General features: G+C 56.6%; 26 protein-coding genes. 17 read left to right on the forward strand and 9 right to left on the reverse strand.

From position 1 onward, the window contains the following. Positions 1-111: 111 nt before the first annotated feature. From ACGHP1_RS09090 to ACGHP1_RS09115, 6 genes are all read right to left on the reverse strand, one after another. Entirely contained in the window at positions 112-894 is a 783-nt protein-coding gene (locus tag ACGHP1_RS09090) for an amino acid ABC transporter ATP-binding protein (protein WP_298637563.1), read from the reverse strand. Positions 895-915: 21 nt separating this feature from the next. Continuing rightward, positions 916-1,560 carry an amino acid ABC transporter permease gene (locus ACGHP1_RS09095; protein WP_005938622.1) on the reverse strand — a complete coding sequence of 215 codons (645 nt, stop codon included), beginning with the start codon at positions 1,558-1,560 and terminating at the stop codon, positions 916-918. 86 nt (positions 1,561-1,646) lie between these two features. Further along, a complete protein-coding gene (locus ACGHP1_RS09100) occupies positions 1,647-2,486 on the reverse strand; it encodes a transporter substrate-binding domain-containing protein (RefSeq protein ID WP_154261026.1) in 840 nt (279 codons plus the stop codon). 231 nt (positions 2,487-2,717) lie between these two features. Beyond that, on the reverse strand, positions 2,718-3,752 hold the full coding sequence (locus ACGHP1_RS09105; protein WP_390509097.1) for a hypothetical protein: 1,035 nt from the start codon (positions 3,750-3,752) through the stop codon (positions 2,718-2,720). Positions 3,753-4,078: 326 nt separating this feature from the next. Continuing rightward, positions 4,079-5,620 (reverse strand): cardiolipin synthase, encoded by a 1,542-nt coding sequence (gene cls / locus ACGHP1_RS09110; RefSeq protein ID WP_390509099.1) that lies wholly within the window; start codon positions 5,618-5,620, stop codon positions 4,079-4,081. A gap of 135 nt (positions 5,621-5,755) precedes the next feature. Beyond that, positions 5,756-6,598 carry a DegV family protein gene (locus tag ACGHP1_RS09115; RefSeq protein ID WP_154261031.1) on the reverse strand — a complete coding sequence of 281 codons (843 nt, stop codon included), beginning with the start codon at positions 6,596-6,598 and terminating at the stop codon, positions 5,756-5,758. 267 nt (positions 6,599-6,865) lie between these two features. Here ACGHP1_RS09115 and ACGHP1_RS09120 point away from each other — a divergent pair, with 267 nt between their 5' ends. Continuing rightward, positions 6,866-7,414: a DUF1836 domain-containing protein gene (locus tag ACGHP1_RS09120; protein ID WP_005938962.1), complete on the forward strand. Its 549-nt coding sequence runs from the start codon at positions 6,866-6,868 to the stop codon at positions 7,412-7,414. Positions 7,415-7,478: 64 nt separating this feature from the next. Here ACGHP1_RS09120 and prfB read toward each other — a convergent pair whose 3' ends face one another. Further along, entirely contained in the window at positions 7,479-8,600 is a 1,122-nt protein-coding gene (gene prfB, locus ACGHP1_RS09125; RefSeq protein ID WP_097775423.1) for a peptide chain release factor 2, read from the reverse strand. 216 nt (positions 8,601-8,816) lie between these two features. Between prfB and ACGHP1_RS09130 the strand changes: the two genes are divergently transcribed. Both ACGHP1_RS09130 and ACGHP1_RS09135 read left to right on the forward strand, forming a co-directional pair. After that, positions 8,817-9,791: an RING finger protein gene (locus tag ACGHP1_RS09130; RefSeq protein ID WP_154261033.1), complete on the forward strand. Its 975-nt coding sequence runs from the start codon at positions 8,817-8,819 to the stop codon at positions 9,789-9,791. 68 nt (positions 9,792-9,859) lie between these two features. After that, on the forward strand, positions 9,860-10,735 hold the full coding sequence (locus ACGHP1_RS09135) for a UTP--glucose-1-phosphate uridylyltransferase (protein ID WP_097775452.1): 876 nt from the start codon (positions 9,860-9,862) through the stop codon (positions 10,733-10,735). A 57-nt stretch (positions 10,736-10,792) separates the two neighbouring features. On the opposite strand, the gene ACGHP1_RS09140 is transcribed toward ACGHP1_RS09135, so the two are convergent. Continuing rightward, positions 10,793-11,989 (reverse strand): cation:proton antiporter, encoded by a 1,197-nt coding sequence (locus tag ACGHP1_RS09140; protein ID WP_005938977.1) that lies wholly within the window; start codon positions 11,987-11,989, stop codon positions 10,793-10,795. A gap of 329 nt (positions 11,990-12,318) precedes the next feature. Between ACGHP1_RS09140 and rpsF the strand changes: the two genes are divergently transcribed. The 11 genes from rpsF (at position 12,319) to ACGHP1_RS09195 (ending at position 21,489) form a co-directional block, all read left to right on the forward strand. Next, positions 12,319-12,603, forward strand: coding sequence for a 30S ribosomal protein S6 (rpsF, locus tag ACGHP1_RS09145; protein WP_005938979.1), 285 nt, complete (start codon positions 12,319-12,321; stop codon positions 12,601-12,603). A gap of 30 nt (positions 12,604-12,633) precedes the next feature. Further along, on the forward strand, positions 12,634-13,116 hold the full coding sequence (locus tag ACGHP1_RS09150) for a single-stranded DNA-binding protein (RefSeq protein WP_097777672.1): 483 nt from the start codon (positions 12,634-12,636) through the stop codon (positions 13,114-13,116). Positions 13,117-13,162: 46 nt separating this feature from the next. Beyond that, the gene (gene rpsR / locus ACGHP1_RS09155) at positions 13,163-13,420 is read left to right on the forward strand and encodes a 30S ribosomal protein S18 (RefSeq protein WP_015538096.1); all 258 of its coding nucleotides are present in this window, start codon (positions 13,163-13,165) and stop codon (positions 13,418-13,420) included. Between the two features lie 155 nt (positions 13,421-13,575). Further along, a complete protein-coding gene (locus ACGHP1_RS09160) occupies positions 13,576-14,292 on the forward strand; it encodes a hypothetical protein (RefSeq protein ID WP_145945650.1) in 717 nt (238 codons plus the stop codon). Between the two features lie 354 nt (positions 14,293-14,646). Continuing rightward, complete coding sequence (locus ACGHP1_RS09165) at positions 14,647-15,654, forward strand: LacI family DNA-binding transcriptional regulator (protein WP_390509105.1); 1,008 nt, start codon at positions 14,647-14,649, stop codon at positions 15,652-15,654. A gap of 71 nt (positions 15,655-15,725) precedes the next feature. Beyond that, positions 15,726-17,066 carry an ABC transporter substrate-binding protein gene (locus ACGHP1_RS09170; RefSeq protein ID WP_207698010.1) on the forward strand — a complete coding sequence of 447 codons (1,341 nt, stop codon included), beginning with the start codon at positions 15,726-15,728 and terminating at the stop codon, positions 17,064-17,066. A 103-nt stretch (positions 17,067-17,169) separates the two neighbouring features. Then, positions 17,170-18,021 carry a carbohydrate ABC transporter permease gene (locus ACGHP1_RS09175; RefSeq protein WP_005938991.1) on the forward strand — a complete coding sequence of 284 codons (852 nt, stop codon included), beginning with the start codon at positions 17,170-17,172 and terminating at the stop codon, positions 18,019-18,021. Next, positions 18,021-18,863 (forward strand): carbohydrate ABC transporter permease, encoded by an 843-nt coding sequence (locus ACGHP1_RS09180; protein ID WP_390509108.1) that lies wholly within the window; start codon positions 18,021-18,023, stop codon positions 18,861-18,863. Before ACGHP1_RS09175 ends, ACGHP1_RS09180 begins: the two co-directional genes overlap by 1 nt. A gap of 15 nt (positions 18,864-18,878) precedes the next feature. Then, positions 18,879-20,342 (forward strand): 4-alpha-glucanotransferase, encoded by a 1,464-nt coding sequence (malQ, locus tag ACGHP1_RS09185; RefSeq protein WP_390509110.1) that lies wholly within the window; start codon positions 18,879-18,881, stop codon positions 20,340-20,342. Between the two features lie 281 nt (positions 20,343-20,623). Beyond that, positions 20,624-21,082 carry a hypothetical protein gene (locus ACGHP1_RS09190; protein WP_097777666.1) on the forward strand — a complete coding sequence of 153 codons (459 nt, stop codon included), beginning with the start codon at positions 20,624-20,626 and terminating at the stop codon, positions 21,080-21,082. Positions 21,083-21,129: 47 nt separating this feature from the next. Further along, positions 21,130-21,489, forward strand: a complete 360-nt coding sequence (locus ACGHP1_RS09195; protein WP_005939003.1) for a hypothetical protein — start codon at positions 21,130-21,132, stop codon at positions 21,487-21,489. A gap of 67 nt (positions 21,490-21,556) precedes the next feature. On the opposite strand, the gene ACGHP1_RS09200 is transcribed toward ACGHP1_RS09195, so the two are convergent. Beyond that, positions 21,557-22,849: a galactokinase gene (locus tag ACGHP1_RS09200; RefSeq protein WP_390509113.1), complete on the reverse strand. Its 1,293-nt coding sequence runs from the start codon at positions 22,847-22,849 to the stop codon at positions 21,557-21,559. Between the two features lie 230 nt (positions 22,850-23,079). Here ACGHP1_RS09200 and ACGHP1_RS09205 point away from each other — a divergent pair, with 230 nt between their 5' ends. Genes ACGHP1_RS09205 through ACGHP1_RS09215 form a run of 3 tightly spaced genes read left to right on the forward strand, consistent with a single transcriptional unit; the run spans position 23,080 to position 25,872 of the window. Next, complete coding sequence (locus ACGHP1_RS09205; RefSeq protein WP_005939008.1) at positions 23,080-23,940, forward strand: AraC family transcriptional regulator; 861 nt, start codon at positions 23,080-23,082, stop codon at positions 23,938-23,940. 12 nt (positions 23,941-23,952) lie between these two features. Then, positions 23,953-25,602 carry a 23S rRNA (uracil(1939)-C(5))-methyltransferase RlmD gene (gene rlmD / locus ACGHP1_RS09210; RefSeq protein ID WP_390509115.1) on the forward strand — a complete coding sequence of 550 codons (1,650 nt, stop codon included), beginning with the start codon at positions 23,953-23,955 and terminating at the stop codon, positions 25,600-25,602. 24 nt (positions 25,603-25,626) lie between these two features. Continuing rightward, a complete protein-coding gene (locus tag ACGHP1_RS09215; protein ID WP_021683568.1) occupies positions 25,627-25,872 on the forward strand; it encodes a DUF6061 family protein in 246 nt (81 codons plus the stop codon). Positions 25,873-25,920: the final 48 nt, after the last annotated feature.

Raw genomic sequence — 25,920 nt, forward strand, 5'->3', positions numbered from 1 at the left:
AGGACGTCGTGTACATTCATGAATGATATTATAGTGGAGTGACGCAGGATTTACAAGATTTGCATTGCATCAACATTTCCAAATTTTTGCCGTAAGAATTGGTGATTTTGCTTATTCTCCGTAATGCGAAAGGAACTGTTTGGTGCGCTCCTCCTGTGGGTGCTCAATGAGCTGCTTGGCAGGGCCTTCCTCCACCACCACGCCGCCATCCATGAACATGATGCGGTCGGCCACGTCACGGGCAAAGTGCATCTCGTGGGTGACGATGATCATGGTGGTCTTGCGGTCGGCAAGGTCGCGCAGGACGCGCAGCACCTCGCCGGTCAGCTCCGGGTCGAGGGCCGAGGTCGGCTCGTCGAAGCAGAGAATGTCCGGGTGCAGAGCCAGTGCGCGGGCAATGGCCACGCGCTGCTGCTGACCGCCGGAAAGCTGGTGCGGGTAGTGGCCTGCCCGGGCAGAAAGGCCCATCTGGGCCAGAAGTTCCTGTGCCTGCTGTTCCAGCTCGGCATGGATGGCCTTTTTGTTGGCCTTGTAGTCCGGGCGCTCCTTCGCCAGCAGTTCACCCGCCAGCATTACGTTCTGCAGGGCGGTGTACTGCGGGAAGAGGTTGAAGTTCTGGAATACCAGGCCAAAGTGCAGCCGCTTTTTGCGGATCTCGCTCTCGCGCTGGGTGGCGGGGTCGGCAGCGTCCCACATGGTCTCGCCGTTCACCTTGATGATGCCGGTGTCCGGCCGTTCCAGAAAGTTCAGGCAGCGCAGCAGGGTGGTCTTACCGGAGCCGGACGAGCCGATGATCGCCAGCGCTTCGCCCTGTTCCAGCGTGAGTGAGATATCCTTGAGTACTTTGGTATCGCCAAAGTTTTTGCCGATGCCGGAGGCTTCAAGCAGTGCCATGATCCAATTTCCTCCCTTTCATCAGCGGAAATAATCCAGTTTCTTTTCGGCCCAGCCAAACAGCAGGGTGAGTGCACCCACGAACACCAGGAAGAAGATGGCAGTGGAGAACAGCGGCCAGATCAAGCCCTTTGCGCTGTACTCCTTGGCCATCATGATGATCTCCTTGTTGGCAATGGTGTTTGCCAGCGAGGTATCCTTGACGAGGGTGATCACCTCATTGCCCATGGGGGCCAGAATGCGCTTGACCACCTGCAGCAGCGTCACCTTGAAAAAGATCTGGGTCTTGGTCATGCCCAGCACCTGACCGGCCTCGGTCTGGCCCTTGGGAACGGCTTCGATGCCTCCGCGGTAGATCTCGGAGAAGTAGCAGGCGTAATTGATGGCAAAAGCCACCACCGCCGCCACCATGCGTCCGCCGGAGCCGGAGGGCCAAGGGTTATTCATGCCCAGCAGGCCGGGGCCAAGGTAGATCACGATGATCTGCAGCATCAGCGGCGTGCCGCGGATGACCCACACAAAGGTCTTTACCGCGCCGGAAAGCGGCTTACACCGGCTCATGGAGCCGAAAGCCACCACCAGACCCAGCGGCAGCGCAAACAGCAGGGTCAGAGCGAACAGCTCACAGTTGAGCAGAAACGCGCCGGAAAGGCGACTCAGAATCACAGACACAAGAACACACCCATCAATCCGTTTTTAACAAAGGGAACGCCCCGCTCAGGGGGCGCTCCCTTTATTTTAAATGTAAATACTTAATCGGCCAGAGCCAGATCGTACTTGTCGGCCAGAGCCTGCATGGTGCCGTCAGCCTTCAGCTCGTCAAAGGCGGCATCCGCAGCTGCGGCGGCATCGCTGCCCTTGCGGAAGGCCACGCCGTACTCTTCAGCGTTCAGCTCGTCCACGATCTTCAGGCTTGCATAGTCGGTGCCCTCACCGATCATGGCGTTGGCCAGAGTCAGATCCAGCACAGCGGCATCAGCAGTGCCTGCGGCAACCTCCATCAGGCAGTCGGTCTGCACGCTCTTGGAGACGTAATCGGCCTGTGCAAGGTTCTCGTCGCCCTCAATGGCGGCTTCACCGGCAGAACCAGCCTCGGCAACCACGGTCTTGCCCACCAGATCCGCAGTGGAGCTGTAGTCGGTGCCGTCCTTCACGACCACGACCTGTGCGTTCTTGGCGTAGGCCTTGGTGGTGGCGGTGTTGGCCATGATGTCATCGGTCAGGGTCATACCGTTCCAGATGCAGTCGATGCTCTTGGCATCCAGCTCCACCACCTTGGTATCCCAGTTGATCTCCACGAACTCCGGCTCGACCCCCAGCTTTTCGCACACGGCAGTTGCCAGCTCGGTATCAAAACCGGTAAAGTTGCCGTCGGCATCGGTGTAGTTCATCGGCTCATAGACGGTGTAGCCAATGACCATCTTGCCCTTTTCCTTGATGTAGTCCAGATCGCTGGCTGCGGTCTCGGAGGCGGCTGCGCTCCCGGATGCAGAGGCAGAAGATGCCACGGTGGAAGTGGATGCGGCACCGCCGCAGGCGGCAAGGCTCAGTGCCATGGCACCAGCCAGAAAAGCAGAGACAAGACGTTTCATAAAAGGTTCCTCCCTTTTTTGCTTCCCAAATGTGTTCCCTCTCGGTTTAGCATTTTATCATGCTAAAGTGTTAAACTGTGACTATAGAATAGCGCGTTTGCAGCCATTTGGCAAGAGGAAATGCAAAAGTTAGTGCAGTTCGTCTTTTTCAAGGCTTTTCTGCGCCAATTCTTTGGTCTGATTGCACAAAGAAAAGAGGAAAAGCTTTGCGCCTTTCCTCTTTTCTCCGCTTTACTCTTCCGCAAACGCCGCCAGCGCAGCCTTCTTCAGCTCCGTCACCGAGATGGTGCACAGTGCCGCAAGGTCGGCATCCGAACCATCGTCCGGGATGCCTGCGATCTCAGTACGGGTCCTGCCCTTCAGGTAATCGCACCAGCCCTCGCTGTGCTCGTACCATTCCTTGTCCAGACTGGATGCCCCGCGCATCCCGTAGCTGTCGCCCAGTTCCACCTTGGTTTTGACCATCTCTGGTGCCGACACCGTACCATCCGCGCCCACGGTAAGGGCAGGCTCTGCCACATCCGCCACTGCACCGGTCACACGGCCGTCAGCATCCAGCGTCAGGGCTGTCACTGTGATGTCCACCTGCGCGGTCACATCGTGGTCATCGTCGGCGGTCAGTTCCTTGGTGTCATTGCGCACTGACACACCCAGCACAGCGCGGTCGCCGCGGGCCGAGCCGACTGCCTTTGCATTCTCGCAGGCGCGCACCACAGCATCCCGATAGCCGTCCACCGCAATGGTGCAGGTGGAGAGCAGGTCAGCATCCTTCGGCTTGCCGTCATCGTCGGTGGCAAGCTTCTTCACCTCATCCGGGGTTTTGCCGGTAAGATAATTGCCAAAGGCATCCGCCTGCTCTGCCCAGCCCTTTTTCAGCGAGGACACCGCCGCCAGCGGGTAATCATCGCCCTTCTGGCGCTTGGTGCGATTGTCGGTGGGCATCGTCACCTTGCCGGTGCTGTCCCCCGTGACCGAGATCTCCACCTCGTCCAGCATCACATCTGCCACCCTGCCCTCGGCATCCAGCAGAACGGCAGCTGCAATGGTATCGATCTTGCCCGCGCGTTCCTGATCAGACGCTTCGGTCAGGATGCCAAGGCCGGTGCGGTATGCGGCGTTCTGGCCCGCCTGCCCCGTCTGCGATGAACTGCCGCCCATGTTCGTGCTCATGCTGCCGGAGGAACCGGAATCGCTTCGGCTGCAGGCGGTCAGGGCCAGAGCTGCCGCCAGCGTGCAGTCCAGGATCATGCGAGGTATCTTTTTCATTATAATAAAACGCTCCCTTTCCTGCCCCCATCGTAAAGGGGCTTTTGGGCTAGTTTACCCGGAAAAGGAACGTTTTATAAAACGGAACTCCTTCCGTCTGCTCACTTCGTTCGCATCCACCTGTTCCCCTTTTTGTCACTTACGTGACATCTGTTCCTCTCTTTGTCACCTGTGGTGACATTTCTCCCCGGCGCGGGGAGAATCTGTCCCGGCCGGGGGAAGTCTGTCTCCCGGAGGGAGGCTTTGGCAGTGCAGAAAGCTTTTCTTCTTCGCCAGAGGCTCCCTCTCCGAGGGAGCTGTCACCGGAGGTGACTGAGGGAGTTTCTTTACATCAAGGGGCTCAGCAGCCGCAGCACACTGTCCAGCACCGTGCCGGGCAGGCTGGTGCGGCATTCCATCACCTGTATCTCGCGGCACTGCGGCAGCGTGGCCCGTACATCGTCCCGCAGAACTGCCACCTGACTGTTCTTTTGCAGCAGTACACCGCACTCAAAGTGTAGGAACAGGCTGCGGTAGTCCATGTTGATGCTGCCCACTACGGCAGTTACATCGTCGCTTACCCAGCACTTGGCATGCAGAAAGCCGGGCGTATATTCGTAAATGCGTACACCTGCCCTCAAAAGCGGCAGATAGTACGACCGGCTCAGCCGGAACACCAGCTTTTTGTCCGGGATGCCCGGCAGCACCAGCCGGATGTCCACCCCGCGCTTGGCCGCGTTTTTCAGTGCGTCCAGCATTTCCTCGCCCACGGCAAGGTAGGGCGTGTAGATATAAACATACCGCTGTGCCTGCGCAAGGATGTTCAGGTACACCGTCTCGGCCATCGGTTCCTCGTCCAGCGGGCTGTCCGCGTAGGGCTGCACGATGCCGTCCGATACCGGCAGCACCAGCGGCATGGGACGAAATGCATCATAATCCGTCTCGCTGGGGCGGAAGGCGTTCCAGAAGTTGAGGAACATCACCGTAAAGTTCCACGCGGCATCGCCTTCCACACGCAGGGCTGCGTCCTTCCAGTAGCCAAAGCGCTGCTCCGCATTGATATACTCATCTGCCAGATTCACGCCGCCGGTGTAGGCCACCGTACCGTCAATGACTACGATCTTGCGGTGGTCGCGGTGGTTCATCACCAGCGAGAGCAGCGGCACCACCGGGTTGAACGGGATGCAGCGGATGTGCGCCCGCTCCATGCGCACGATGAAATCGGCGGGCAGACCCAGCAGACTGCCAAAATCATCGTAGATCAGGCGCACATCCACGCCCTGCGCAGCCTTGCGGCGCAGGATCTTTTCAATGCCGTTCCACATGCAGCCGTGGCTCACGATGAAAAATTCCAGAAAGATGCTCTTTTCAGCTTTTTCCAGATCGGCCAGCAGCTGCGGATACATGGCTTCGCCGCAGGCAAAATACTGCGTGCGAGTGTTCTGCCACGCCGGATAGGGGCCGTACTTTGCCACATATCGGCTCTGCCCCTGCTCGCGGGCATCCAGACCTTCCAGCACACCCGGCTCCTGTACAAGGTCTTTTTTGTGGGCATCCTCCACCGCCTGCATTTTCAGGCGCAGACGCTTGGCCGGGCGTTTGTTGCCAAAAGCCAGATACAGCGCACCGCCCAGCAGCGGCAGAATGCCGATCAGCGCGATCCAGCCCACCTTGTAGGCGCTGTTCTCATCCTTGCGCACAAGGTACAGGACGATGAGCAGGCTCAGTGCGTTGAGCAGGCCGTTCACCCACACGCGGCCCGTGCCGGTGGTGATGGCAAACGCCACCCAGCACAGCCACAGCAGCTGCAATGCCACCAACACCACCGTGATGGTGACGCGGTTCAGAATGCGGCTGAAAAAGCGCACGACCGGTGAACGAAAAAGCATGGGCCTGCCCTCCTTTCCCATTTATAATTATGTGTAAGTATAGCGCGGTTTTACAACTTTTTCAAGTTTTGCGCTGTTCAAAAAAAAGCAAGCCAGACCCGCAGGCCCGGCTTGCTTGCAATATCAAAAACTCTTTTACTCTGTTTTTCCGTCCTCATAGCCCACCATCAGGCCGCCCTGCTCAGCGTAGTAGCTGCACAGGCCGCCGCACTCGGTCACATCCACCTGCGCCCCTGCAAACACCGCGTGGATCATCAGCTTCAGGCGCTTGGCAGCTTCCGGGTTATCACAGTGGGCAATGTGCACTTTGCCATCGGTAAAGCCGTGATCCTTCAATTCCAGCACGATGCGCTCCAGTGCACCGTGCTCGCCGCGGGTCTTACACAGCACCTCCAGCTCGCCGCTCTCACTGGCCTGACCGATGACCCGGATGCCCAGCATCCGTGCCACAGCGGCAACAGCAGGCTTCACACGGCCATTGCGGGCCAGATTGGCCAGCGATTCCAACGAAAACAGCAGATGTGTGTGCTTGTGGTAAGCCAGGATCGCCTCGCAGATCTCGTCAAACTCCATCCCGATCCGGACGAGATCCCGCAGACGCTCTGCCAGCAGACGCAGCTCCGGCCCGGCGGACAGGCTGTCCAGAACAAAAACACGGGCCTCCGGGTGCGTTTCCTTGTATTCTTCCGCTGCCAGCAGTGCAGCATTGTAGCTGCCGGACAGTGTGCCCGTGATGGTGGCAACAAAGATCTGCTCCGCACCCTCATAAGCAGCCAGCCAGTCTGCCACATTGGGGCAGGAGGTGCTGGTCTTGCCCTTGTAAGTACGCAGAGACCGGGCCATGCCCACAGCATCCAGAGTACCGTCATCCAGATATTCCTGTTCATCCGTGACGATCTTCAACGGCACACAGGCAAAATCCACGCCCGGCAGGGCATACAGGTTGGACGAAGAATCCACAACGATCTTGGTTTTCATAAAATGCACGCTCCAAATCTATTTTGTGATAGCAGGTCATTTTTTTATTTTCCGTGCCTTACACGCACTTCCGCCTGCATGGTTTTTCGGTTCACTGCAGACATCATAGCAGTTTTTCAAAAACCTGTCAAGGGATTTTATGCATTCTTTCAAAAGTTTTAAAAATCCGTTGACCAGAGAACCGATTTGCGCTATAATACCGCCAGAAAACCATTTTCTGTATCCCGCGCAGCCCAGCTGCGCCAACCTTAGAAAACTGCTTACGATATGAAAACTGAAACCAAATGCCGCGTTGCGGCCTGCGCCGCCGGGTTTGCCCTGCCCCGGTACGCCGATCTCCCGCAGATGGGGCTTTATCTTGACCAGACCGTGCAGTACGTCAACAGCTATTTCCGCACCTTCTGCGGCGTGGAGCTCACCTCTTCCATGGTCAGCAACTACGTTAAAAAGGGCATTTTGTCCCACCCGGTGCGCAAGAAGTACGCCCGCGATCAGATCGCATCCCTGATGTACATTGCAGTCTCCAAAACGGTGCTCTCAATGGAAAACATCGATGCCCTATTCAAAATGCAGCGGGCGCACTGTTCCGCCGGGGCAGCTTACGACTACTTCTGCGACGAGATGGAGAACTGCCTGCCGTTTGTATTCGGCTGCACCAGGGAGATCCGCGACCTTGCCGTGGATGCCGCAGATGAAAAGCTGCTTCTCCGCAGCACGATCCTTGCAGCGGCAAACAAAATGTACTTGGACTGCTGCTTCAACGCCCTGCGGCAGGAGGAAAATCTCTGGGATACCATTCTGCCCGATCTGGCGTAAGAACACAAAAAAGGCCGTGCCTCCATAAAAGGAAGCACGGCCTTTGCATTTTATACGTTCAAGATCAGGTATCCTGCAGCTCCCCGCGGCTTGCAGCCTTGAGGTATGCGAAGATGAAACCGTCCAGATCGCCGTCCATCACGGCATCCACATTGCCGGTCTCGTAGTTGGTGCGGTGATCCTTGACCATGGTGTAGGGCATGAACACATAGCTGCGGATCTGGTGACCCCATGCGATCTCGTTCTGCACGCCCTTGATGTCGTCGATCTTATCCATGTGCTGCTGCTTTGCGATCTGATACAGCTTTGCCTTCAGCATTTCCATGGCGTAGTCACGGTTCTGGAACTGGCTGCGCTGGGTCTGGCAGCTGACCACGACGCCGGTGGGCTTGTGGATCAGACGGACAGCGGAAGAAGTCTTGTTGATGTGCTGGCCGCCTGCACCGGAGGAACGGTACACCTGCATCTCAATATCCTCGGGGCGGATATCCACCTGGATGGTGTTATCCAGCTCGGGCATCACTTCCAGCGAAGCAAAGCTGGTCTGACGGCGGGCGTTGGCATCAAAGGGCGACACGCGCACCAGACGGTGCACACCGTTCTCGCTCTTGAGCAGGCCGTAGGCGTTGGCACCCTTCACCATCATGGAGGCGCTCTTCATGCCGGCTTCATCACCGTCCTGATAATCCAGAACCTCCACGGTCATGCCGTGGTTGGAAGCCCACTTGTTGTACATGCGGTACAGCATTTCGGCCCAGTCCTGTGCCTCGGTGCCGCCGGTACCGGCATGGAAGGTCAGGATGGCGTTGCTGTGGTCGTACTCACCGTTCAGCATGGTCATCAGCTGCAGCTCATCCACTGCCTTGCCCACAGCGTTCACAGACTCCTCTGCTTCGGGGATCATGGCGGGGTCGTATTCTTCATCCAGCATTTCCAGCATGGTCTCGGCATCATCGTACAGGCCCTGCAGCTTTTCAAAGCGGCTCAGCTTGCCCTTCAGGTCGCCCACTTCGTCAAAGACCTTCTTGCTCAGGTCTGCATCATCATAAAAGCCGGGGCGGCTCATGGTGTGCTCCAGCTCCTGCACGCGCTTGCGGGAGGCATCAATGGCAAGGGCTTCTTCCAAGTCCTTGACCGCCTTGCCATAATCGGCAAGCTGCACCTTCAGTTCGTCAATCGTGATCATTCTCTAAATCCCTCTCGAAATGATAAATAAGATAAAGTCCTTTGTACTTGCCAAAAGACACAGTTTATACACAGATACTTCATTAGTATACCGAGAATCTGTGCTAAAGTAAAGGGGTAAATGGATTATCCTGCTGGAATTTTGAAGATTTTCACCTTTTCTTTTCTCTTTCAGGGGAGTATAATACCAGTATGAACCATACAACAGGAGGAAATCATGCCGAAATATTATGGCTGTCCCTGTGAAGGCTGCGGCAGACCGCTGGCGCTGACCGATGATATCGTGGTCTGCCCGGACTGCGGCGCACCCTATCACCGCGAGTGCTACGAAAAGCTTGGCCGCTGCATCCACACCCCCGCCCATGGCGCGGGCTATGAATGGACGTTCCCGTACAAAGACGATGCTCTGCGCACCTGCCCCAGCTGCGGTGAGCGCACCCTGCGCACCGAAGAGCGCTGCCGCTGCTGCGGTGCCGTTCTTCCGCCGGAGAGCCAGTGCCCGGAGCCGCCCACCCAGAGCCAGCCCGGCACCGACGCAGACGGACGCTTTGATTACAACGACCTTTACCGCCAGTATCAGCAGACGGTGGAGGAGCCCACCCGCCGCAACGTGCAGGCGGCCTTTGGCAAGGAAGAGCTGATCGACGGCATCCCCTACAGCGACTGGAACGATTATATTGGCAAGGCCGCGCCCGTCTACCTGAACGATTACAGCCGGATGCAGCTGCAGCACACCAAAATTTCCATGTGCTTCTCGGCGCTGGTGTTCGGCCCGTTCTATTTCTTCTACCGCAAGGCGTGGAAGCCGGCCTTTGGTTTTCTGGCCGCAGAGCTGGTGGTGGCCCTGCCCACCCTGCTGAGCATGATGCAGGCCACCGGCAGTCCGCTCACTGCGGGCATCAGCAGCACTGCCATTGTCGTGCTTTCCCGCATTATGACGGTGTTTAGCTTTGCGCTGGTGATGCTGCGCACCCTGTACGCCAAGTGGCTGTACCGCAAAAGCGCAGCCGAGCGCATCCGCCGCATCCGTGCCGAGTTCCCGGACGCTGCCCAGCGCCGTGCGGTCCTGTCTGCGCAGGGCGGCGTGAGCATCGCCGGTGTGGTCGGTGCCTTTGTACTGCTGATGGTGCTGGGTGCCTGCGCTACCGTGCTGATGGGTCCGAATCTGGACGCTTTGGCCGGGATGCTCTGATCTGCAATGCCGCCTGCAAAGGCTGGCATTGCGGATTTCAAAATAGTAATAGGAGAATATGGATCATGATGAAGAAAGTCACCAAAGCTGTCATTCCTGCCGCCGGTCTTGGCACCCGCGTGCTGCCCGCTACCAAGGCCATGCCCAAGGGTATGCTGCCCATTGTGGACAAGCCTGCCATCCAGTATCTGGTGGAAGAAGCTGTGCGTTCCGGCATCACCGATATCCTCATCATTCTGGGCCGCAACCAGAGCATCATTGAGGATCACTTTGACCGCAGCCCTGAGCTGGAAGAAAAGCTGGCAAAGCCCGGCAAGGAAAAGGCTCTTGAAGAGTGCCTTGGCATCGCCAACATGGCAAACATCCTCTTTGTGCGCCAGAAGCAGACGCTGGGTCTGGGCCATGCTGTGAACACCGCCAAGGCCTTCACCGGCGATGATCCCTTTGTTGTCATCTACGGCGATGACGTGATCTGGGGCGAGGACCCGGTGTGTGCCCAGCTGATCCGCGCCTACGAGGAGTTCGGCCGCCCGGCGGCAGGCGTTTCCGCAGTACCATGGGAAGATGTGAGCCGGTACTGCAGCTTGAAGACCACCCCCATCCACGACAACTATTTCTTTGTGGACGACATGATCGAGAAGCCCAAGAAGGGACAGGAGTTCAGCAACTACTCCATTCTGGGACGCGTGCTGCTGACCCCGGAGATCTACGAGATCCTTGCCCACACCAAGCCCGGCGCAGGCGGCGAGATCCAGCTGACCGATGCCATGGCCGAGTATGCCCGCACCCGCGGCGGCATGACGGCCGTAGAGTTCACCGGCAAGCACTACGACATGGGCAACAAGCTCAAGGTGGTGGAAGCTCAGGTGGAGCTGGCCCTGCAGCATCCGGAGATCGGCGAAGAATTCCGCGCTTACCTGAAGGAGTTCTGCAAGACACTGTAACTTATCCTGAAAATAAAAGATCCTCCGGCAGACCTGTCGGAGGATCTTTTTTATTGTTTACCCATTTACCTGACTGGGGTGCTTCTGCGGCGGCATCTTGGTAAAGAGTGCCTTCAGCACCAGCGGAGTTGCCACGCTGGACACCACGATCAGCAGGATCACAGCGGTAAAGTAGACCGAGTCCACCACGCCGACATCCAGGCCCTTCTGGGCCACGATCAGTGCCACCTCGCCGCGGGTCATCATGCCAACGCCGATCTTGAGGGAGTCGCCCCAGTTGAAGCGGCAGATCTTGGCCGCAAGGCCGCAGCCGATGATCTTGGTGATAAGTGCTACAATGACGAAGCAGACGCAGAACAGGAAGATTTCCGGCGTCAGGCCGCTGATGTCGGTCTTCAAGCCGATGGATGCAAAGAAGATAGGCGCAAAAATGATATAATTGCTGATATCCACGCGGCGCTCCACATAGGGGGCATCGTCCATGGTGCACAGAACGATACCGGCGATATAGGCACCGGTGATATCTGCAATGCCGAAGTATTCCTCGGCGATGTAGGCCATGGCAAAGCAGAACGCCATGCTCACGATGGTGATGCGCTGGGTGTGGGGATTGCGCTTGTCCAGCCATGTCATAGCAAAGTGAGCCACAACGCCCACGCCCACGGCAGTGGCAAAGAACAGCACCGTATTGATGAGCACCTTGCCCAGACCCGTGCCGGTGCCGGAGCTTGCGCCCAGCACGCAGGTGAGGACTACGATGCCGATGACATCATCAATGACGGCGGCACTGACGATGGTGGTGCCGAGAAAGCTCTTCAGGTGGCCCAGCTCCTGCAGGGTTGCCACCGTAATGGACACGCTGGTGGCCGTCATGATCGTGCCGATGAACAGGGCACGATAGAACTCAGGGCTGCCCACGGCAGAGAAGCCGTAGAACGCACTGTACAGCAGGGTGCCGCCCACCAGCGGAACGGCTACGCCCACGCAGGCGACCAGGGTGGCGATGGGGCCGGCTTTGATCAGTTCCTTCAGATTGGTGCCAAGGCCCGTGGTGAACATCAGCATGACCACGCCGATCTCCGCAAAGGTGGAGATGGCATCGCTGGTCTGCACCAGATTCAGCACACAGGGGCCGATGATCAAACCGGCAAGGATCTCACCCACCACCTGCGGGGCCTTGCACTTGCGGGCCACCAGGCCAAAGAACTTTGCGCTGAGGATGATGATTGCCAGGTTACGGAAAACCGAATACACAAAGAATCCTTCCTTTACTATAAAATTCCCAGAACCATATATACATTCCTTCCGAAGATGGATAACAGAGAGCAGAGAGACGGCCGTTCCCCGGCTGCCCTGCCGTTCATCCTCTGAAAGCCACTATATTATATTCCTCTTTCACAAAAAAATCAAAATATTTTTTATTATATCTTTTTTCGGAAAAAGCTTGACAGAATCCACACAGCTTGCTATAATAAATTGCTGTCTGAACAGACACGCCGCACACAAGGCGCGATGCCGCGTTTTGTGTGTACCCTTGGTCCTGTGATTGCAGGACCCTTAAGTCCAAAAGGAGGTGCTACAAAATGGCAAAGTACGAAACCATGCTGATTACCAGCGCCGCTCTCGACGAGGAGGCTACCGCCGCTCTGGTTGGTAAGTTCAAGTCCCTGATCGAGGCTAACGGTACGATCGATTCCATCGACGAGTGGGGCAAGCGCCGTCTGGCCTACCCCATCAACGACGAGGAGGAAGGCGTTTACACCGTGATCGACTTCACCAGCGAGCCCAGCTTCCCTGCTGAGCTGGACCGTGTGTACAAGATCACTGAAGGTGTTATGCGCAGCCTGATCATTGCTCACGAGGAGTAATTCTTCTGTGACAGAAAGGGAGACCGTAAAATGTTGAATGTTGTTGCCATCATGGGCCGTCTTGTGGCGGATCCCGAACTGCGCACCACCCCGCAGGGTACCAATGTGTGCAGCTTCCGCATTGCCTGTGACCGCAATTTTGCGCGTCAGGGCGAGCAGCGTCAGGCCGATTTCATCGATATCGTTGCATGGCGTCAGCAGGCCGAGTTTGTTTGCAAGTATTTCCAGAAGGGCAGTCTGATTGCCATTGAAGGCAGTCTTCAGACCCGCCAGTATCAGGATAAGAACGGCAACAACCGCACCGCTGTGGAAGTGGTAGCCAACAATATCAACTTTGCAGGCTCCAAAAACAGCAATGCAGGCGGCGGAGCAAATTATCAGAATAATTCTGCTCCCGCCTACCAGAACGCAGCGCCTGCCCGCCCGGCCGCTGTGGAGGCAGCTCCCAGCTACTCTGCCGGCAATGCAGACGACTTCGCCGTCATCGACGACAGCGACGACCTGCCGTTCTGACACGAAACGGTCAATCCGTTAAAAATCCAATAGGAGGTAATAAGCAATGGCTTTTGAAAGAACCGAAGGCTCTCGCCCCGCACGCCCCATGCGTCGCGGCCGCAAGAAGGTTTGCAGCTTCTGTGTCGATCGTATCGACACCATCGATTACAAGGACGTGCCCCGTCTGCGTAAGTACGTCTCTGAGCGTGCAAAGATCATTCCCCGCCGTGTGACCGGCACCTGCGCTTATCATCAGCGCGCACTGACCATCGCCATCAAGCGTGCTCGTCACGTTGCTCTGATGCCCTACGTCAGTGACTAATCTTTAAAGAATCAACTCAATCAAAATAATCAGCAATCAGCAAAGCGCTCTCACCGATGACAAGGTGGGAGCGCTTTTTTGTCTTTTCCCTCCGGCCCGGATATGCTATACTGAGCTCAGGAGGCGTTTTGTTCTTTTTTGAGGAGGTTTTTGTCATGAAAAAACGGTATCTTAGACTTGCGGCGCTGACAGCCGGTGTGCTCCTGGCCGCACAGACCGGTCTTTCCGCTGCTGCGCTTTCTACCTTTGATGCAGCATACTACGCTGCACAGTATCCGGATGTTGCGGCCGTATGCGGCAATGACGAGGGTGCACTGCTGCGTCATTATCTGGATCACGGCATTGACGAAGGCCGCAAGCCTTCTGCGGACGGCATTGCCGGTGATGACGAGCTTTCTTTGACCGAAGCGCAGTTTTCTTCCGTCTGGTCGCCGGTGGCCATCAACAAGCTGGCCCACTACAAGTCTCTCAAGCGCAAATGCACCGATGAGGAGTTTGCGCAGGCATATCAGGAAGCGCTGAAGGTGGTCACACCGCTGGCGCTCATGAGCCGGGAAGACCAGCTTTACGGCATTGCCTCTGCCCTGCGTGCGGTGGTGGATGATGGCTCCATGGCTTACTCTATGGAAGCCAACCATTACAACGACCCCTACGGTTATTTTGTACTGCGCACAGCATCCTGTGCCGGGTGTGCCCGGGCCACCGCTCTGTGTCTGGACATTCTGGGCATCCCATATGAGCATGTGAACGAGAACCAGTACAGCCACCAGTGGTGCCGCGTGCCCATGGAGGACGGCAGCTACTGGATCTGCGATGCGTTTGGCCTGTACTGCGGCCCGGAACCCGAACCCTATCAGCACCCGTATTTTTGAAAAAGCGGATAAACCATTTCAAAACCATGCAATGTCCGGCAGGCTGTGTTATCTGCCGGGCATTGTTTTTTTCTTTCTCCTTTTATAAAACCACTGCTCTATGTTGAAAAGTTACAAATTGGTACGGTTTTACCGGTTGTTTCTGATTTGTACCGGGAATTTGCGGAACTGTCGGCACATTTTGATTCGCACGCAATTCAATCTGCACAAAAGCAGCTCAGAATGCTATGCAATTTTCACGAAAACACTTTTGGGTTATTGATTTTTTATACAAATTATGCCATACTATAGTCACTGAAAACGTTCCCGACAACGTTCCCGAATCTATTACCGAAAGTGAGGTACTCCGACAAAATGCCGAATCTGACCATTAAGGACATTGCCCGGATCAGCGGCTGCTCGGTAAGCACCATTTCTCGTGTCATCAACGACCGGCCCGATGTCCGGCCCGAGACCAAGGAGCATGTACTCAAGGTAATGCGGGAGGCCGGGTTCGTGCCCAACACCAATGCACGACAGCTGAAGATCCAGCAGTCCCGCAGTCTGGTGTTCGTGGTCAAAGGCACCCGCAATCTCTTCTTCTCGGACTTCTTAGTCCAGCTGCAGCGGACCGCCACCCTGTATGGCTACAATGGCATCGTTTCCTATTTGGATGAAAACGCCAACGAGATCGATGCCGCCGAAAAGATCCTGCGGGAGATCAAGCCCAAAGGTATGATCTTTCTGGGCGGCAGCGTAGCCAACTTCAAAAAAGGCTTTGCCAACATCACAGTCCCCTCGGTGCTGACCACACTGGTCTCCGACGAGCTGGACTTTCCCAATCTTTCCATGGTGGGCGTGGATGACCGCGCTGCAGCCTACACTGCTGTGGACTACCTCATCCAGCAAGGGCATCGTAAGATCGCAGTGCTGGGTGGTCCGGTCACCAGTTATCCCAGCGTGATGCGCCGCGAGGGTGCACAGCAGGCGATGCAGGATGCGGGCATCCTGTTCAGCGACAAGCTGTACGGCCTGTCCAACTACGATTTTGAGTCTGCCTATCACGCCGTGAACAGCCTGCTGGCCCGCCGGGCCGACTTCACCGCCCTGTTCGCCATGAGCGATGTGATTGCCTTAGGTGCCATCCGCGCGCTGGCGAGCGCCGGGCTGCGGGTGCCGGAGGATGTTTCGGTGATCGGCTTTGACGGCATCACGATGTCCCGTTACTGTGTGCCTGTTCTGACTACCGTTGTGCAGCCCAGTGAACAGATCTCGCTGCAGAGCATTGAGTTGCTGGTGCGGCAGATCGAGCACGGTGCACCGGCCCAGACCATCACCTTGCAGCCGGAGTTGCAGCAGGGCGAAAGCGTAAGGGCGATTTAAATTTTGTTTTCCCTCCGTCAGGGGACGGAGATTTTGAAATAGTTTATTTTTAATAAGAAGGAGAACTTATTATGAAGAAAATGATCACTCGTCGTAACTTCCTGAAGGCCGCTGGCGTTTCCGCCGCTGCTCTGGGTCTGGCTGCCTGCGGCGGCTCCTCCAGCAGCACCGCTTCCTCTGCTGCCGGTTCTACCGCTGCTTCCAGCACCGCTGCAAAGGCAGACGGCAAGGTCTACTACCTGAACTTCAAGCCCGAGCAGGATCAGGATTGGCAGGATCTGGCCGCTGAGTACACCAAGGAGACCGGCGTGCCTGTGACCGTTGTCACCGCCGCTTCCGGCCAGTACGAGACCACCCTGATGAGCGAGATGGAGAAGAGCGAGGCTCCCACCCTGTTCCAGGTGAACGGCCCTGTGGGTCTGGCAAACTGGAAGGATTACTGCTACGATCTGTCCGGCAGCCAGCTGTACGGTGAGCTGACCAGCGATTCCTTCGCACTGAAGGATGGCGACGCTGTTACCAGCATCGCATATGTCATCGAGACCTACGGCATCATCTATAACAAGGAACTGCTGAGCGCCGCCGGCTACACGCAGGACGATATCAAGGGCTTTGCTGATCTGAAGAAGGTCGCTGACGATATTCAGGCACGCAAGGCTGAGCTGGGTGTGGACGGTGCTTTCACCTCCGCTGGCATGGACGGTTCTTCTGACTGGCGCTTCAAGACCCATCTGGCAAACCTGCCCATCTACTACGAGTACAAGGCAGACGGCATCGGCTCCACCGATGCCATCAAGGGCACCTATCTGGACAACTACAAGCAGATTTGGGATCTGTACATCACCGATTCCACCTGCGATCCCACCCTGCTGGCTTCCAAGACCGGCGACGACGCTGTGGCTGAGTTTGTGGGTAAGAAGGCTGTGTTCTACCAGAACGGCACCTGGGCTTACAATGACGTGAAGGATCTGGGCGACGACAACCTGGGTATGCTGCCCATCTACATCGGCGTGGATGGCGAGGAGAATCAGGGCCTGTGCACCGGTTCCGAGAACTTCTGGTGCGTGAACAACAACTCTTCTGATGCCGATATTCAGGCTACTCTGGACTTCCTGTACTGGTGTGTCACCTCTGAGGCCGGCACCAGCGCGATGGCTGACAAGATGGGCTTCGTCATCCCCTTCAAGAAGGCTAAGGACTCCACCAACCCCCTGATCGGCATTGCAAACCAGTATGTGGCCGACGGCAAGACCAGTGTTGACTGGTGCTTCTCCACCATGCCTTCCGAGGAGTGGAAGAACGGCCTGGGCAGCGCTCTGACCGCTTACGCAGCAGGCACCGGCGACTGGGACGGCGTTGTGACCGCCTTCGTCGATGGCTGGGCTAAGGAATACAAGCTGGCAAACGGCTAAGCTCCTGATCGGTCTATAAAAAAGAACTGAACAGGGAGGCGGGCGAAGAAGTTCGCCCCGCCTCCCCTTTTTTGTTAACCACTCCGCATATAGGAGGTACATCATGCAAAAAGCCATCAGCAAATATTGGCCGGTGTTCGTGCTGCCCACGCTGCTCGCGTTCATCATCGGCTTTATCTGGCCCTTCATCTGGGGCATTTACCTTTCGTTCCAGCGGTTCACTACTGTTAGCAAGACCACCTTTGTGGGCATCCAGAACTACATCAACGTATTTCAGGATTCCACCTTCCTGCACGCCTTCGGCTTTACCGCAGCGTTCACTGTAGTATCCACCGTGCTCATCAACGTCTGCGCCTTTGCCATTGCGCTGGTGCTCACCCGCGGCATCCGCGGCACCAACATCTTCCGTACCGTCTACTTCATGCCCAACCTGATCGGCGGCATCCTGCTGGGCTACATCTGGCAGATCCTGCTCAACGGTGTGCTGGCCAACCTGCAGAAACCTCTGCTGGCGCTGGATGCCAAGGCCGGTTTCGTCGGTCTGGTCATCCTGATGTGCTGGCAGCAGATCGGCTACATGATGATCATTTACGTTGCCGGCCTGCAGAGCGTGCCCGGCGACCTGATCGAAGCCGCCAAGATCGACGGTGCCAACGACCGCGAGATCCTGTTCAAGATCAAAATTCCCATGGTCATGCCCAGCGTGACCATCTGCACCTTCCTGACCCTGACCAACAGCTTCAAACTGTTCGACCAGAACGTTGCCCTGACCGCAGGCGAACCCGCCAACGCCAGTGAAATGCTGGCCCTGAACATCTACAACACCTTCTATGGCCGTTCCGGTGCCCAGTGGAAGGGCATTGGTCAGGCGAAGGCTGTGGTGTTCTTCCTGATCGTCGTGGTCATTTCTCTGATCCAGCTCCACTTTACCCGTTCCAAGGAGGTGCAGCAGTAATGCCTAAACAGAAAAAAATGTGGGATAACATCCTCACCGTCATCATGACGCTGCTGAGTCTGCTGTGGATCTACCCCATCGTGCTGATCCTGCTGAACAGCTTGAAGATTGAGGGCAGCTTTACCACCTCCACTGTGTTCAAGCTGCCCACCGCCGAGACCTTTGCGGGCCTGAGCAACTACGTTTACGGTGTCACCAAGATGGGCTTCCTTTCCAGCCTTGGCTACAGCCTTGTCATCACCGTTACCAGTGTGGTGCTGATCCTGCTGTGCTGCTCCATGACCGGTTGGTACCTCACCCGCGTGAACAATAAGCTGAGCAAGTTCATGAACCTGCTGATCGTGTTCTCCATGGTCGTGCCCTTCCAGATGGTCATGTTCACCCTGTCCAAGACCGCTGACCAGCTCAACCTGAACACCCCGTGGAACATCTGCATCATCTATCTGGGCTTCGGTGCCGGTCTGGCCGTGTTCATGTTCACCGGCTTCATGAAGAGCGTGCCCATGGAAATTGAGGAAGCGGCCATGATCGACGGCTGCAACCCCATTCAGATCTTCTTCAAGGTCGTATTCCCCATCCTCAAGCCCACCATGATCTCCACCGCCATCCTCGAGACCATGTGGGTGTGGAACGACTACCTGCTGCCCACTCTGGTGCTGGACATCAAGAAATACCGCACCATTCCCATGGCCATCCAGTACTTCCGCGGCGGCTACGGCCGTGTGGAGCTGGCTCCCATGATGGCCTGCATCATCATTGCCATTATCCCCATCATCATCCTGTACATGACCTGCCAGAAGTACATCATTGAGGGCGTTGTGGCAGGTGCTGTCAAGGGCTAAGGAGGTGCGCACACTATGCGTGCAAGCGGCATTTTGATGCCCGTTTTCAGTCTGCCGGGGCCTTTTGGCATCGGTACGCTGGGAAAAGAGGCCTTTGCATTCGTGGATTTTCTGGCCGATGCAAAGCAGACCTACTGGCAGATCCTGCCCATCGGCCCCACCGGCTACGGCGACAGCCCTTATCAGAGCTTTTCCGCCTTTGCCGGTAACCCCTACTTCATTGACTACCGCCTGCTGGCCGACGTCGGTCTGCTGACGGCCGATGAAGTGCCCGCCGCACGGCCTGTAGGCCCCATCGACTACGGCGCACTGTACAACGAACGGCCTGTGATCCTGAAAAAGGCAGCCGACCGCCTGCTGGCAGCCCCCTCCCCCTCCTATGAAGCCTTCTGCGAGGCGCAGAGCTTCTGGCTGGAGGATTACGCCCTGTTTATGGCTGTCAAGGCCGAACAGGGGCAGGCCGGCCTTGCCGACTGGCCGGATGACCTGCGCTGCCGCAAACCGGAAGCCATTGCTGCCGCAAAACAGCGTCTCGCCGGTGCGGTGGATTACTACAAGGCGGTGCAATTCTTCTTCTACACCCAGTGGAACGCCCTGAAGGCTTACGCCAACGGCAAGGGCGTCCGTCTGGTGGGCGATATTCCCATCTATGTCAGCCCGGATTCCAGCGATCTGTGGACCCACCCGGAGCTGTTCCAGACCGACGGAGAAATGCATCTGACCCAGGTGGCCGGATGCCCGCCGGACGCCTTTGCAGCAGACGGCCAGCTGTGGGGCAACCCCCTGTATGACTGGCCCACGCACAAAGCCACCGGCTTTGCGTGGTGGAAGCAGCGCATGAAGCACGCCACCTCCATTTACGATGTGGTGCGCATCGACCACTTCCGCGGCTTCGAGAGCTATTACTCCATTCCCGCCGGGAACAAAACGGCGGCGGGCGGTCACTGGGAAAAAGGCCCTGACCTCGATTTTATCAACGCCATGCACGAAAACCTTGGCGAGGGCGGCATCATTGCCGAGGATCTTGGCTACCTGACTCCGGAGGTCAAGGCCATGCTTTCTGCCAGCGGCTACCCGGGCATGAAGATCATGCAGTTTGCCTTTGACAGCCGGGAATCCGGCAATTACCTGCCCCACACCTACCACCGCAACAGCGTGGTGTACACCGGCACCCACGACAATGTGACCACCGAAGGCTGGCGTACCAACGCCAGTGCCGAGGATGTGGCCTATGCCTGCCGCTACCTGCGCTGCCAGCCGGAAGAGCTGACCGAGGCCATGATCTGTGCCTGCCTTGCCAGTGTATCGGATACCGCTGTGATCCCTCTGGCGGATTGGCTGCATCTGGGCAGTGAGGCCCGCATCAACACTCCCAGCACCCAAGGCTCCAACTGGCAGTGGCGGCTCACCTGTCCCCTGCCGGAAGCACTGGCCGGGCACATTGCGCAGCTGACCGTGCTCTACGAACGGGCACAGTAATTCCCCGATCATTTTCTCCTCGTAAAAGCGTCTGCACTCGGAATGTGCAGGCGCTTTTGCTTTTTCTACAGAACATTTTTTCAGGACCAGATTATGGACATATTGCGCATTTTTGGGCTGATATCCGTGATTTTGTCGTCTTTCCGTAACAGTTTGTTCACAAATGTATCATGATTTTGCGCATCTCTGCTCTTGTTATTTGGACACAGTTATGTTACAATTCAGATAGTATTATTGTCTGCCTTTGTGCAGATTCCATTACGGAAAGGAGTTCTTCCACCGTGGATCATCCCAATCAGAATACCATGCTTTTACCGGCTTCCTATGCCGTTATCTCCGAAGAGGAAATGACCTATCTGGATGGCGGTCAGTCCATCTACCTTGGCTCAGCCTTTAATCACGATATTTATTTCAACACCGATCAGTTTGCTACATTCTGCCAGAATGCAGCGATCAACCTGTTCGTGCTGATGACCAACTATTCCTTCCGGTACATCGCAGGCCGTGTGCAGTCCGGTCTGTCGAATGGTCTGAGCCTGTCCGGCACCTTCTATCACACCTGGGATAAGATGAACACCTGGAGCCGTATCGCTTCTGTGGGCGTTGCCGGTCTGGCCGGTGTCTATGTCTATTCGCAGGTCATGAACGTCATTCGTACCGTTACAAGCATCTACGATCAGATCGTGAACCCCATGCCGAGCTTTGATGCCGCTCAGGCCGAGGGAACCGCTGCCGCCTGAGTTTGATTTCATTCCCGGAACGATCTTGTCAGAAAGGAGCTTTCTCCATGAAAAACCTTCAGATGCCGCATTCATATATTTCTGTTTCCGAAGAAGAGCTGCGCAGTATTTCCGGCGGCGGGCCGCTGGGCGATGCGCTGGATCTTTTCTTCAGCAATCTGCGTCTGGACGATCTTTTCTTTAGCGGCGGATTGATCTCACTTTCTTTCACCTTTGTGCCCATGCTGCTGTTCAATGTGGTAAAGACAGGCTTCAACTTCGTGGTGAGCGCCTACGATACCATCGCAGACCTGTTCCATTTTTCCCACGAGGAGCGGGACATGGTGCAGTATATCTCGGATCAGCAGCGCCGGGAAGAAGAGAAAGAGCAGGCTCAGTCCGCTCCCGGCCCGAAACCGGTTTTCTGAACTTCCCCAGCAGTATAAAGCATAGCAAAAAACGCATCTGCAAAATCTTGCAGATGCGTTTTTATTTTCAGATCACTTTCACTGCCCCCTGCTCCCGCAGACGCAGAATGTAGCAGCTGCCCTTGCCGAATACCCGCTCGATCTCGCTGTGATAGCGTTCCAGCAGGCTCTGGGGAACATACGCCTGAATGGTGCCTGCAAAGCCGCCGCCCTGCATCCGCCAGGCTCCCGTGCTTCCCTGCAGGATACTCTGGCTCAGCGCCAGTGCCACCGAAAGCCCCTGATGCCGCACATCGGTGCTGCAGTAGACATTCTGGCATAGCGCAAAGGATGCGCGTCCGCTTTCCAGCACCAGCGCTGCAAAGGCATCAAACTGTCCGGCCTGCAGCGCGTCCCTCTGGGCAAGGGTGCGAGCGTTCTCTTCAAAATAGTGGATGGCGCGCAGCACCGCGCGGTCGCCGCAGGCTTTGCGCAGCGCAGGCAGTGCTGCCCAGAATGCGCTCTCCGTCACCTGTCCCAGCACCTTTTTGCCAAGAAACGCTGCGATCTGCTCCATCTCCTGCCGGATGGCTGCAAACTCACCGGTCAATTCGCTGTGGCTGTCGCGCGTATCGGTAACGCACAGGCTCATGCCCGGCGGCAGCAGGCCGTCGGCGTGGATCTTTTCCAGAACCGGCTGCTGGGGGTCTGCAAAATCCGCAAAGATAATGCCGCCCACTGCGCTGGTCAGCTGATCCAGCAGGCCGCTGGGCTTGCCAAAATAGGTATTCTCCGCATACTGACAGATCTTTGCCAGCTCCGCCGGGGCCAGACCGCAGCCATATTCTCCGTTCCAGATGGCAGCCATGCCCATTTCAAAGGCAGCAGAGCTGGAAAGGCCGCTGCCGCGCAGCACATCACTGGCCGTGTATGCATCAAAACCGCCCACCGCTTTGCCTGCCGCGCGGAAGCCCTCGGCAATGCCGCGGATCAGGCTGGCCGAGTGGGTGCTCTCCCCTTCCTGCGGCCCCTCCACGGTCAGGTCGATCACATCCAGCTTGTTGAACCCGCGGGATTTGACCCGCACGTAGCCGTCTGTATTGTGCGCAGCCACGGCCACAAGATCCAGCGTGACAGCCGCCGCAAGGCCATAACCGTGCTGGTGGTCGGTGTGGTTGCCGCCCAGCTCTGCGCGGCCCGGTGCCGAATAAACCTGCACCTGCCTGCCCGGCCCAAAGTACAGCTCAAACTGTTCCAGCGCAGCACAGTAGCGTGCCCGCTGCCGGCAGATTTCCTGCGCCGCATCGCCATACAGTGCCCGGAGCTTATCGTCCCATTTGCCCGCCGCGATCTCATTTCGGAGCTGCGCACTGTTTGCCATAACGATTCCTCCCTCAATATGCTGCTTTGGGATAGATGGGTATGTTACGTCTATTGTAATGCATCCAACCGCTTTTTTCAATTTCCAACGCTGAAAAAACGCGAATTTTGGCACCCAGTTCAAAGAATAAGATGTACTTTTGTTGAATTTGCGGGCAGATGTGTGGTATACTATACCAAAGATCGGGCACAAAGCTGCCCGCAACGTGACAGAGCGGAGGAAACGCGGCTATGGCAGATGTATATAAGCAATCCTTCAAACAAAATTATACCAATAATATTGAGCTTTCCATCTTCAATTGCGGCATCGAACGCTGTGCTCCGGGCCAAACATGGGGACCGGGTATCCGCGACCATTACCTGATCCATCTGGTACTTTCCGGCAAGGGCGTATTCGAGGTGGGCGGACGCACTTGGGAAGTGAGCCAGGGTCAGCTGTTTTTTGCCCGGCCAAGCCAGCTGATCCGGTATACTGCCGATGAGCAGCAGCCTTGGGAGTACAGCTGGGTAGGCTTCAACGGTGCGTGTGCCCACAAACTGGCCGCGCAGCTTCCCTTCACCGACGACTCGCCGGTGCATCACACCCACGACCCCGATGGGATGCGTGCTGCTCTGGCCAACATTTATTCCTCCCGCGGGCTGCAGCCGCAGGATGAAGCCGCCATGGTGGGCTACCTTTATCTCTTCATCGCTTCTCTGATGAAGGAGACCAGCGCTGGCAAACCGCACACGGCTTCCTCTTCCAGCCAGTATGTGCTCAACGCCATCAAGTACATCCAGTTCAATTATTCACACGATATTTCCATTGATGATGTGGCAAAAAGCGTAGGTGTCTCCCGCAGTCACCTGTACCGCGTGTTCATGCTGAACGTAGGCAAAAGCCCCATCGATTATCTTACCGAATACCGCATCAACGAAGCCTGCAAGCTGCTGCGCGCAGGCAACCTTTCCATTGCCGAGGTCGCGGTGTCGGTAGGCTTCTTTGATCAGTTCTATTTCTCGCGGGTATTCAAGCGCGCCAAGGGCGTGCCGCCCAGCAAGTATTTTGCGGCGCAGGCTGATGCTCCCGCCGACGGCCCCGACCACCAGTAAAGGAGACCCTTCATGCCCTTACAGAAAAATCAAGTTCTCACCCTGCGCGTAGAGCGTCTTTCCAGCGATGGCAGCGGCGTAGCACACAGCCCCGACGGTGAGACCGTGTTTATTCCCGGTGCCGCCCCCGGCGACGAAGCCCGGGTGCGCATCGTTAAGGACTGCAAGCGCTACGCCTTCGGTATTCTGGACGAGGTGCTCACTCCTTCGCCGGACCGTATCCCGGTGGATTGTGCCGTGGCAGGCCCCTGCGGCGGCTGCAGCCTGCGGCATCTGGACTATGCTGCCGAGCTGCGCGCCAAGCAGGAGAATGTTGCAGATGCCTTTGCCCGCATCGGAGGATTGGATGTGCCTGTGCTGCCCATTGTGGGTTCGCCGGAAGTGAACCGCTACCGCAATAAGGTGCAGTTCCCGGTGGGCGTGGACAAAAGCGGTAAGCCCTGTATCGGCTTCTACGCCGGGCGCACCCATCGTATCGTCCCCTGCCCGGACTGCCGCCTGCAGCCCGGTGTGCTGAATGAGATCGGCAACGTATTGTGCGCTTTTTTTGCAGAAAAGGGCATCCAGCCGTACAGCGAGGAGACCGGCAGGGGCCTTGTGCGTCATATCTTTCTGCGGCGCGGCGCTCACAGTAGCCAGATCATGGTCTGCCTTGTCTGCACCCGTGCCAAGCTGCCCTCCGCTGAAGAGCTTTGCACCCGGCTGAAAGCTCAATTTGCAGAGATCACCACGATCCTGCTGAACGTAAATGCTAAAAACACCAACGTGATCCTTGGCACCGAGACCCACACCCTGTATGGGCAGGGGTATATTGAAGACACCCTGTGCGGTGTTCCGGTGCAGCTTGGCCCGCTTTCCTTCTATCAGGTCAATACCCTTGCTGCCGAGCAGCTTTACGGCATTGCCGCCCAGTATGCTCAGCTTACCCCGGACGACCTGCTGCTGGACCTCTACTGCGGCATGGGCACCATTGGTCTTTCCATGGCAGCGCACTGCCGTGAGCTGATCGGTGTGGAGATCGTACCGGAAGCCATTGAAAGTGCCAAGGCTAACGCTGCCCGCATGGGTGCAGATGTGGCCGCAAAGAGCCGATTTTTCTGCGCAGATGCCGGTCAGGCCGCCACCCGCCTTGCCGCTGAGGGCCTTCAACCGGACATCGTAATGCTGGACCCGCCCCGCAAGGGCTGCGACGAAGCCACCCTTTCCGCTGTCGTGCGCATGTCTCCCCGCCGGGTGGTCTACGTCAGCTGCAACCCCGCCACCGCCGCAAGAGATGCTGCATGGCTGGAACAAAATGGATATCACGCAGAGAAGGTGCAGCCGGTGGATCTATTTCCAAGAACACGGCATTGCGAGACGATTGTCTTGCTTTCCAAGGGTGAGGTCGACTCGAAAAAGATTCGGGTTGAGTTCTCTTTGGAAGATATGGATATGTCCGAATTTCAGGATGGGGCAACCTATCCGCAGATCAAGGAGTATGTGTTGGAGCATACCGGGTTAAAGGTGTCCAACCTCTATATCTCACAGATTAAACGAAAATGTGGGATTGGGGTTGGTAAGAACTATAATCTGCCGAAGTCCGAGGATTCCAGACAGCCCCAGTGTCCGCAGGAAAAAGAGAAAGCAATCCGAGAAGCATTCAAATATTTTGGGATGATCTAACATCCCGCAAAATGGAGGTTTCTTATGGATAGATTGATTTCTTGTGAGTTTAACATGGATACCGCTTGTGTGGAACTGAAATTTTTAGATGGCAGCATGATTGCCATTGATACCATCGCCGTGGAGAATGAGGTTGCTGACAATATGTATCAACGGTCAGAACTGGATTATCTAATCTACAATGATCCGGTTGGATATGCAGACTTGATCTTGAACGGTGATCCCGAAATTTATCTAAAAACGGTAACTGAATGTAAACCCTTAGATTAAAACTCAGCCCTCTGCCTTTTCCTTGGCAGAGGGCCGTTTTTTGCTTAA

It is taken from the genome of Faecalibacterium sp. i21-0019-B1, assembly GCF_042852915.1.
In the GTDB taxonomy this organism is placed as follows: domain Bacteria; phylum Bacillota; class Clostridia; order Oscillospirales; family Ruminococcaceae; genus Faecalibacterium; species Faecalibacterium taiwanense.